This window comes from Corallococcus praedator (assembly GCF_003612125.1).
Taxonomy (GTDB): domain Bacteria; phylum Myxococcota; class Myxococcia; order Myxococcales; family Myxococcaceae; genus Corallococcus; species Corallococcus praedator.
In genome coordinates this window covers 1-9,223 of the sequence record NZ_RAWI01000368.1, presented here as the reverse complement: position 1 = coordinate 9,223, position 9,223 = coordinate 1, and the positions used below count along the sequence as shown (strand labels likewise).

At 72.4% G+C, this 9,223-nt stretch carries 7 protein-coding genes; 2 read left to right on the top strand and 5 right to left on the bottom strand.

The window, feature by feature from the left end:
* On the top strand, positions 1-613 hold a 613-nt coding region (locus D7Y13_RS32855), incomplete at its 5' end, for a phenylalanine--tRNA ligase beta subunit-related protein (RefSeq protein ID WP_120630887.1).
* A gap of 6 nt (positions 614-619) precedes the next feature.
* Here D7Y13_RS32855 and D7Y13_RS32850 read toward each other — a convergent pair.
* Positions 620-1,126: a gluconokinase gene (locus tag D7Y13_RS32850; protein WP_120583774.1), complete on the bottom strand. Its 507-nt coding sequence runs from the start codon at positions 1,124-1,126 to the stop codon at positions 620-622.
* A gap of 185 nt (positions 1,127-1,311) precedes the next feature.
* Between D7Y13_RS32850 and D7Y13_RS32845 the strand changes: the two genes are divergently transcribed.
* Positions 1,312-2,163: a hypothetical protein gene (locus tag D7Y13_RS32845; RefSeq protein ID WP_120583773.1), complete on the top strand. Its 852-nt coding sequence runs from the start codon at positions 1,312-1,314 to the stop codon at positions 2,161-2,163.
* Positions 2,164-2,169: 6 nt separating this feature from the next.
* On the opposite strand, the gene D7Y13_RS32840 is transcribed toward D7Y13_RS32845, so the two are convergent.
* From D7Y13_RS32840 to D7Y13_RS32825, 4 genes are all read right to left on the bottom strand, one after another.
* Positions 2,170-4,236: a neutral/alkaline ceramidase gene (locus D7Y13_RS32840; RefSeq protein ID WP_120535524.1), complete on the bottom strand. Its 2,067-nt coding sequence runs from the start codon at positions 4,234-4,236 to the stop codon at positions 2,170-2,172.
* A 241-nt stretch (positions 4,237-4,477) separates the two neighbouring features.
* Positions 4,478-6,526, bottom strand: a complete 2,049-nt coding sequence (locus D7Y13_RS32835) for an ATP-binding protein (RefSeq protein ID WP_233595562.1) — start codon at positions 6,524-6,526, stop codon at positions 4,478-4,480.
* Between the two features lie 203 nt (positions 6,527-6,729).
* Entirely contained in the window at positions 6,730-7,398 is a 669-nt protein-coding gene (locus tag D7Y13_RS32830; protein ID WP_120535525.1) for an acyltransferase, read from the bottom strand.
* A 20-nt stretch (positions 7,399-7,418) separates the two neighbouring features.
* Positions 7,419-9,179, bottom strand: a complete 1,761-nt coding sequence (locus tag D7Y13_RS32825) for a histone deacetylase family protein (protein ID WP_120583772.1) — start codon at positions 9,177-9,179, stop codon at positions 7,419-7,421.
* Positions 9,180-9,223: the final 44 nt, after the last annotated feature.

Sequence of the window (9,223 nt, the reverse complement as noted above, 5' to 3'; positions counted from 1 at the left end):
CCATCCCCTCCTCGACCTCGTCGCCTTCACGTCCATCTTCCCCGCCCCCCTGGGAGACCTGCCCGCGCCCGAGTGGCTGCAGGCCCTCCTCAAGCCCGGCGCCACCGCTCCCCTCCAGAGCGACGACGCCGTGCGCGGCGCCGTGAGGGACCTGCTGCGCCACGGCGGCTACAAGCCCACCGGTCGGGGCAAGCCCGCCTCCGAATACCTGGTGCGCGCGTCCGGCGACGGAACGCTCTCCACCATCAACGCCGCGGTGGACGCGTGCAATGCCGTGTCGCTGCACAGCGGCCTGCCCATCAGCGTGGTGGACCTGGACCGCGCGCAGGCCCCCTTCCGCGTCGCCACCGCCATCCAGGGCGACCGCTACGTCTTCAACGCCTCCGGTCAGGAGATCGACCTGGAGGGCCTGCTGTGCCTCTTCGATGCGCAGGGCCCCTGCGCCAACGCGGTGAAGGACGCCCAGCGCACCAAGACGGACGGAACCACGCGCCGCACCCTCACCCTGCTGTGGGGCACGAAGGAGCTGGTGGGCCGCAGCGCCAGCGCCTTCGCCTGGTACCGCGAGCTGCTGGAGCGCCTGGGCGCCACCGTCGAACACCCGGTGTCCTGAAGCGGGCTACTCGCGCTTCGCGTCGGGTCCCAGGTCCAGCCCGTCCAGGATGCGCTCTACCACCACGTCCGGTGGCGGCGTCACGTCCACGGAGAGCGCGTCCTCCGGCGGCTCCATCGCGGCCAGTTGGCTGGCGAGCAGCGCGGCCGGCATGAAGTGTCCCACGCGGTGCTGGAGCCGCGCCTGGATGACCTCCGCGGGAGCGTGCAGGTACACCCAGCGCTCGCGCGCCGCGTCCATCATGAGCTGCTCGCGGTAGCCGCGCTTGAGCGCGGAGAACGCCAGCACCAGGGGCTCGTCGTGCGCGAGCGCCTTCTCCAGGCGCGCGCGAAGGAGCACCAGCCAGGGCTGCCGGTCCGCGTCCGTCAGTGGGGTGCCCGAGGCCATCTTCCGACGGTTCTCCACCGAATGCAGGTCGTCCGCGTCCTCGAAGGTCCACCCCAACCGGTCCGCGAGCGCCCTGCCCACCGTGGACTTCCCGGTGCCCGAAACGCCCATGACGATGACCACCATGCCGTTGCCGCCTCCTCGCGCACGCTCTCCCATGCTGCGACCTTCCCGCTTCCGATGCCACGCGAGAAGCACCGACGAGGAGCGCACCGGACACCGCGTATGAGCGTCCGCTGCTCAACGCCCGGCATCCCGTCCCCGATGCGCGTTTCGCGTCACGGCGGGAAGTCGCTACCCTGCGCGCCATCATGATCATCGTAGGAGCAACACCCGGCCGGGCCTTCGTCCGCCTCCTCCTGGCCAGTGGCCTGCTGTCGCTGGTGGCGCTCGCCGCCTGCCGCGACCCGGCCGCCGCGGCCGGCACCGCGCTCTTCGTCACCACTGAATTCGAACCCTCGCTGAACCTCACCCAGCTGCGTGTCTCCGGCACCGTGGCGGGCGGCATGGACGTGCCCGCGTCGATGATTCCCGAGGCCGCGGACCGCACCCTCCAGAGCGGCGAGACCTTCCGCGTCCTCCTGACCGACGCCGCCAACGGCGCCCAGGCCACCGTGCGCGTGGAGGGCCTGCGCAATGGCACCGTGCTCGCCACCGGCGAGGCCAGCGCCACCGTGCGCGACGGCTACGAGGTGGAGGTCACCGTCCGGCTCGCCTCCGGAACGAATCCGGATGGCGGGACGTCGGACGGCGGTTCGGGCACCTTCTGCCTGGACTGCAAGAACGGCTGTTGTCGCGACGGCGTGTGCACCAGCGCCACCTTCCGCACCTGTGGCGCGGGGGGCGTGGCGTGCTCGGACTGCTCCACCCTCAAGGCCGACACCTGCACCGCGCAGGGCACCTGCGGTTGCGGCAACGGCCCGGCGTGCGGCGCCAACGCGGGGTCATGCTTCGCGGGCCGGTGCATCTGCGGCTTCGGCGGCGCATGCGGCCCGGGACTCGCGTGCATGGACGGCGTGTGCCGCTGTGACCCGTCCACCTGCGCGGGTTGCTGCGATGGCAACAGCTGCCTGGACGGCAGGGACAAGAACCAGTGCGGCAAGAACGGCACGGATTGCAAGAAGTGCGACAAGCGGTGCAACGCCGACGGCTCCTGCGACTGACGCCCGCTACCGCACGGTGAACGGGCGCGAGTTCCCCGAATAGGGGTGCACGCGCCCGTCCCAGCCGGACTTCCAGTTGCCCTCGTGCACCAGCCGGTAGGTGCCCGGCGCCGTGTCCGCCGGGATGGGCCAGTCGATCCGCACCAGTGAACACGCGAGCGTGGGCACGCAGTACTCGCGCCGCCAGTGGTACAGCGCGCCGCCCTCCCCGTCGTGCGCCACGTCCAACCACGTCCCGTCCGCCAGCCGCCGCTGCACGCGCAGGTACGTGCCGCCCGTCTTCAAGTCATTGCGTGGATGCCCCGCCCAGAAGGTGGCGCTCGCCGTGTCGCCCCGCGCGTACGCGGGCTTCGCCTCCTCCGCGACGTCACCGAAGTCCACCCACAAGAGCTTGTCGTCGAACACCACGCCGGGCTGCAGGCCCACCACCGCCTTGCGCAAATCCCGGGGCGTGGGCCCCGGTGGAACCGGCGTCCCGTCGCGCAGCGCGCCGGCGAGGCCGGTGAAGGACTGCTGGAGCGCCGCCAGCGTCCACGGTCCGAAGTGCGTGGACGCGCCCTCGTAGTCCTGGCGCGCGTACTCCTCGCGCGTGGCCACGTAGCCCGAGTACGCGTTGGACAGCCCCGCGATGACCACGTCCGTCACCCCCGAGCCCTGCAACTGCGCGAGCACCGTGTCGCGCAGCCGCCGGCCCGCCATGGTGGTGAGCTCGAAGGGCACGGCCACCAGCGCCAGCGGCCCCACCGTCACCAGTTGCAGGGGCAGCACCTCCGGCGTCCACGGATAGGGCTTCATCGTGCCCATCTCCAGCACGATGGGCTTCTCCGCCTGACAGGGCGTGGTCACCACCGAGCAGGTGAACTGGTTCCACAGGTCGTGCACGGACTCGCACGTGGCGCCCTCCGCGCCGAAGCCGGGGCCGTCCTCCGCGCCCGCCAGCATGGACACGCCGATGGACGCCGGACACGTGCGCTGTCGCGTGCCGTCCGTGAACGCGGGCGCAACCTCCACCGCGTCCATCTTCACGTAGGTGTGCCGGTAGTCCACGCCGCCCAGCACCGGCATCGCGGCGGTGGCCCACAGGTGCGCGGCGAAGTCGTACTGCTTGCGCGCGGCCAGGGCCGCGTCCTCGAAGTCGTTCGCGCCGCCGCCGTTCGTGCCGCCCAAGAGGTTGGGCGTGACGTCGCCCTCGTTCGCGTTGGCGAAGGCCGCGACGAAGGTGTCCGGCCCTCCGGGAAGCAGCCCCCCCTCCCCCGCCTCGAAGTAGCGCGAGGCCAGCCCCTTGTTGTCGCCGCTGATGAGGGGATTGGTGTTGCCGAAGGACGTGGCGTGCACGGCGAACCAGTTGATGAGCCCCACCTCGTGTCCGTCCGCGCGCGTGAACCGGAGCAGCGTCATGCGGGGGTCCACGTCGTCCGGGTAGCGGGCGCGCTCGGACTCGGGGTTTCGCAGGTAGGCCTGGGGGGAGCGGTTGGCGCTCGCGCCGCGCAGGTCCCCCGAGGCCAGGCGCAGCGAGCCCTCGGCCAGCCGCGCGTTGGCGCGGACGATGGAGTCCACGATGCCGGAGACGATGGCCTCGAAGTTCTGCGGCACGAAGCCGAAGGTGGTCAGGTTGTAGAGCGTGTAGTGGCTCAAGCCGCCCGGCCCCGAGTGCGTGTGCGTGGCGCTCAAGAGCACGTTGTCGTCGGAGTACACGTCCCCCAGCTTCGCGCGCAGCCGCTCCACCACCTGCTGCTTCACCGCCTGGAACAGCTCGCCCAGGTCGGCGCTGACGAAGGCCACGCGGCGGCCGTTGCACGGCGAGGCGATGACGAACGCGCGCGAATACAGCCGCAGGTGGATGCCCTCCGTCTTCTGCGCCACCTGCGCGTAGCCCATCATCCCCACCTCCGCCGCGGGGCCGGTGATGTCGGAGCGCGCCGCGCCCATCAGGAAGGTCGCGGAGTTGGAGCAGGCCTCCGTCGCGGTCGCGGGCGTCGCCGCGCGCGCCGTCGGCAGGCCCGGCCCCAGCGCCAGCACGGTGCCCAGCAGCAACCCCAGCACGGGAGCAAAGCGGGCGGTCGGCGTGCGCATGACATCCTCCAGGGCCGTCAGGGCCAGGGCCCTCGGGCAAGGCGGCGGCGGGCGGGCCATCCCTCTCCGCGATGGAGGCCCCAGGGTGGACTCCTTGCCCCGAAGAAGGCAGCCCCCGCGAGGGCAGGCCGTCCGACGCACCACACTCGAACACGGGAGTGCGGCGGTTTCAGTCCATTTCGCGGCAGCGGCACGGGGGCCTGCTTCCACGCAGGGCCTTGCGCGCGGGCCCGGTGAGACTTCAGGCCACGCGGGCGGGGCTGGCAGCGCGCGCCGTGGAGTGCAGCACCACGCGGAAGGTGGCGCCGTGGTCCGGAGCGGACTCCACGCTGATGCTGCCGCCCAGCGCGCGCACGATGGTGTCGCAGATGGACAGGCCCAGGCCGGTGCCCTGGCCTGGCGCCTTGGTGGTGAAGAACGGGTCGAAGATGCGGCGCAGGTGCTCCGGCGCGATGCCGCGCCCGGTGTCGCGCACGTCCACCACCACCTGGCCCCCCTCCACGCGGGTGATGAGGCGGATCTCGTGCTCCTCCGTGGAGCCCTCTGGAATCGCGTGCGCGGCGTTGATGACCAGGTTGAGGAACACCTGGAACAGCTTGCCCTCGTTGGCGCGCACCGCCGGCACGACGCCGTACTGCTTCACCAGCCGGGCGCGCGGGCGGATTTCACTGGCCGCCATCTGCGTCACGGAGTCCAGCACGCGGTGCACGTCCACCGGTTCGTCGTGCGAGTCATCCACGCGGGAGAAGACCTTGAGCTGGCGGACGATCTGCCGCATCCGCTCCGAGCCCTCGCGCGCGTCGTCCAGCACCTGCTGGTACTCCAGCAGTTCCTCGGCGCCCAGGGGGCGGGGCATGGGGCCCAGCGCGCGGTGCAGGAACTCCAGGTTGGACAGCACGTAGGACAGCGGGTTGTTCAGTTCGTGCGCGATGCCCGCGGCCAGCATGCCCATGGACGCCAGCCGGTCACCCAGCATGAGCTGCGCCTGCATGTGCTTGCGCTCGGTGAAGTCGCGCGCCACCGTCACGCGCGCGGGCACCCCGTCGAAGAGCACCCCCAGCGTCACCAGGTCCGCGCTCACCACCTGCCCGTCGCGGCGCACCAGCGGCACCTCGTGCGAGCGGGCCGCGAGCCCTCCGTCCTGCGCGTCCTCCAGGTGGCGGCGCGCCACCTCCTGGTCCTCGCGCCGCACCAGCCCCAGCAGGTGCCGGCCGAGCAGCTCGGCGGGATCCTGGTAGCCCAGGTAGCGGGCCATGGCCGGGTTCACCGACAGGAGCATGCCGTCCGTCGTGTGCACCACCACGGGGTCCGGGAAGCCTTCGATGAGCAGGTGGAAGCCCGCCTCGGTGCGGCGCAGCGTGGCCTCCGTGCGCACGCGCAGCGCATCCGCGGTGTGCTGCTCCAGCGCCAGCGACAGCGCGCCCGCGGCGCCGGACAAGAGCTTCAGCTCCACGGGCGACCACAGCCGGGCCTCGTCACAGTTGTCGAAGCCGATGAAGCCGAACAGCTCCCCGTGCACCGTCAGGGGCAGCACCAGCAGCGCGCGGATGCCCTGCGCCAGCAGCACCGGCGTCGTGCCTTCGCCGAAGGCCTCCGGAGGGCCCTGCACCGGTTCGCCGCGAGACAGCTCCATCCACTGGCCCAGCCGGAAGGCCTCGTCCACCGGCCACGCCTGCGTGTCCGGGCTCTCCAGTTCGCGCGACACCCCGACCGCGGCCCACTCCGCGCGCTGGGACTGGAGCATCCGGCCGGCGCCGTCGCGGTGGAACTCGAAGACATAGGCGCGGCTGGCGCCCGCCACATGGCCCAGCGGCTCCAGGATGGCGTTGTACAGGTCGCCCGTGGACTCCGGCGCGAGCAGCCGCCGCTGCACCTCCACCATGGCGCCCAGATAGCGCTCGCGCGTGGCGGCGGCCTCCTCCGCGAGCCTGCGCGGGGTGACGTCCACCAGCGTGCCCAGCACCCCGCCCAGGCGCTCCGGGTCGCCGGACGCGGACACCTCCACCCAGCGGGGCTGCGTCCCCCCCGCGAGCCGCAACTCCAGGCGCGCCGGTGACTCCGCGCGGGCGACGGCCGTGCGTAGCAGCGCGCGCGCCTGATCCCGGTCCTCCGGATGGAACAGGTCCACCAGCGGGCGGCCCTTCCACGCCTCCGCGGGCACGCCCACCAAGCGCTCCCAGGCGAGGCAGGTCAGGACCAGCCGGCCCGCGGCGTCCAGTTCGAAGACCACCTCGCGCAGCAGGGAGCCGGCGCGCTGGAAGCGGCGGGTGTCCACGACGTCGCCGGCCATGGAAGCCTGTCCGGGCGCGCCGCCGATCCCCGTTTCGCGTTGCTCCTGCGACACCGCGGCCTCCTTCACGGATGAGACGGATACATCCCTGAATAAGAGGACAACCCAGCCAGTACGCCCGGGCCGGCGTCCCCTCTCCGTTTCACCGTGACCTGAAGCATAAGTCTCTCGAATGTTTCAAAGTCAATGGACCCGCCCGGTACTCAGGGATTCCCCTCAGTATCCGGAGGCTCCCAACCCCCCGTGATTCCAGAACGGGGCCGCTGTCTGCGGTCACCAAGCAGGCGAGCAGGCGAACCTCCCACGATGGCCCAGGGGGGCACGTCGCGGGTGACGATGGCGCCCATTCCGACCACGGCGTGGTCGCCCACGGTGACGCCGTCGGTGATGCCGGCGTTGGCGCCCACCCAGACATCCTGACCGATCACGATGCCCTTCGACGTGACGGGCTGCCCGCGCACGGGGCGGTCCGGCGCGAGCCCGTGGTCGAACGCGTAGAGCGTGGCGCCGCTGGCGATGCGGGTGCCCTCCCCGATGCGGATGCCGGCCACGCCGCCATCCAGGCTGACGCGCGCGTTGAGGCTGACGTGGGGGCCCAGCTCCACCGGGCCGTGCATGAAGACATCCGCGGCGATGCTGCACCCGGGTCCAATGCGCACGGTGCGCCCGGGCTCCGCGAAGATGCGCGCCTCCGGGGCGACGAAGCACCCTTCGGCGATTTCGACGGTCTCCAGCTCGCGCAGACGGTCCTGCACCTCGCGTTGCCACGCGTGGGCCCATTCGTGGTGGCGCGGCTTGAGGACGAAGTAGAGCCACGGCATCCAGGACAACCGCAGCTTGTGCTGTTGGCGGCGTTGCGCTTGGAGATCCACGGGCCCTGACTACCACGGCGTCAGGAGGCGGCGGGCACCACGGTGAAGTGGCAGCGCTCGCGCTCCTGGGCCACGGCCGCCGCGTCCATGGGCACGGGCTGCAGGCGGCAGAGCATGTCGTCCGGCTCCCACGGGTACGGCTGGCCGTCCAGGCGCACGCGCCCCTCGGCCACGGCGCGGGTGGCCTCCACGAGGGGCAGGCCGGACAGGTCGCGCATCAGCGCCTCGAAGCGGCCCTGGCGCTGCGGGGTGGAGAAGTGGAAGCGGCTCCGGGCGACGAAGGCCAGGTGGTACCACATGGGCCGGAAGGCCAGCCCCGCGAGGTCCAGGCGCTGGGCCATGGTGAGCAGCACCTCCGTCGTCTCGCGCGACAGGCCCAGGCCGGGCACCTCCTGGCCGGGCAGCTGCGGGCGCGTGTCGCTGAAGCGCGCGCGCGGGTGGCGCAGGCTCAGCCAGTTGGCGAAGAGGAAGGTCTCCCCCTGGAGGACCTTCTTCTCCAGCACCGAGTCCGACAGCAGGTGTTCGCGGCCACCCGCGTGGCCCAGCACCATGATGCGGTCGCCGGTGCCGCCGGTGGAGGACACCTCCACGCGCAGACGGCTGTAGCCCAGGCGCTCCGTGTACGAGAGCAGGCCGTAGCGGAAGAGCGCGTATTCGATGCTCTGCGCGGTGTAGTGGCCCAGCACGCGCGGCTGCACCTCCGGGCCCAGCCGCAGCGGGCCCTCCAGGTCCTCCAGCGTGAGGGGCTCCTCGCCGGGCGCGAGTCCGGAGCCGGAGCCCGGCTCGTGGGTGAGCAGGTGCGCGATGCGCCGGAAGCGCGCGCTCAGGGGGTCGTAGCGCGCGGTGATGCGCTGGTGGCCCAGGCCCGCGAGCCCCAACACCGTGCCCGCGAACAGCTTCCAGGATTCAGCGTGGTAGCCGCCGCCGGGCAGCCACACGCTGGCGCGGCCCCGGAGCGCGGAGGCGATGGCGACATCCCGCTTGCGCGCGCCCGCGAGCGTGATGCCCACGCGCCCGAAGCGGTCCCCGCGCAGCACGTCGCCCCCGGCGATGACGAAGGTGAGGTCGGAGGGGGGCATCCGCGACAGCAGGTCCTTCACCTTCTGCACATAGGTGGCGTCGTCGCAGCCATCCGGCACGCGCGTCTCGTCCACGCCCGGGGGCAGGGTGCCCCAGTCGCTGCCGGACACGGAGCCGATCCACACCTTCGGCTGGCCGGCCAGACACGCGGCGGTGCCGTCCGGCGGGTGCGCGTCCAGGTCCAGCACGGCCACGGAGCCGTCGAAGCCCGCGGCGCGCAGGTCCGCCACGGCCACGGCGATGTCGTTGACGGTGCAGAAGCCGCCGCCCCGCTCCGGCCGCGCGTGGTGGAAGCCGCCGGCCATGTTGACCACGGGACCCTGCCGGGCGACGGCCAGCCGGGCCGCGCCGAGCGTCCCGCCACACACGAGCCGCACGGAGTCCAGCAGCGCGTCCACGGGGACTTCGGACGGGTCGGTGGCGTAGATGCGCGCGAGCGTGGCCGGGTCGGAGAGGGACTCCAGGTAGCGGGCATCGTGCACGCGCGCGAGCTGGGCGTAGGACACCGGCACGGGGTGCCGGACGTCCGCGGGGCGCACCACGCCGGACTCCAGCAGGTACCAGGTGGTGAAGTCGGTGCTGCGCGGCTCGATGCCCACGGAGGACTCGATGCCGGACAGGGGCAGGCGGTACGCCTCGTCGTAGAAGATGGGGACGCGGCCGCGTCCCAGGCCCAGCCGCCACAGCCAGCCCTGGATCATCCGCGCCTCGGGGGGACGGGCGGGAGCGGACGGCGGGGCTGTGT

Bases quoted from the DNA above. Each gene is read 5' to 3' on its own strand.
- D7Y13_RS32850 (WP_120583774.1), bottom strand. From the start codon at position 1,126: ATGGTGGTCATCGTCATGGGCGTTTCGGGCACCGGGAAGTCCACGGTG.
- D7Y13_RS32825 (WP_120583772.1), bottom strand. From the start codon at position 9,179: ATGATCCAGGGCTGGCTGTGGCGGCTGGGCCTGGGACGCGGCCGCGTC.
- D7Y13_RS32840 (WP_120535524.1), bottom strand. From the start codon at position 4,236: ATGCGCACGCCGACCGCCCGCTTTGCTCCCGTGCTGGGGTTGCTGCTG.
- D7Y13_RS32845 (WP_120583773.1), top strand. From the start codon at position 1,312: ATGATCATCGTAGGAGCAACACCCGGCCGGGCCTTCGTCCGCCTCCTC.
- D7Y13_RS32835 (WP_233595562.1), bottom strand. From the start codon at position 6,526: ATGGCCGGCGACGTCGTGGACACCCGCCGCTTCCAGCGCGCCGGCTCC.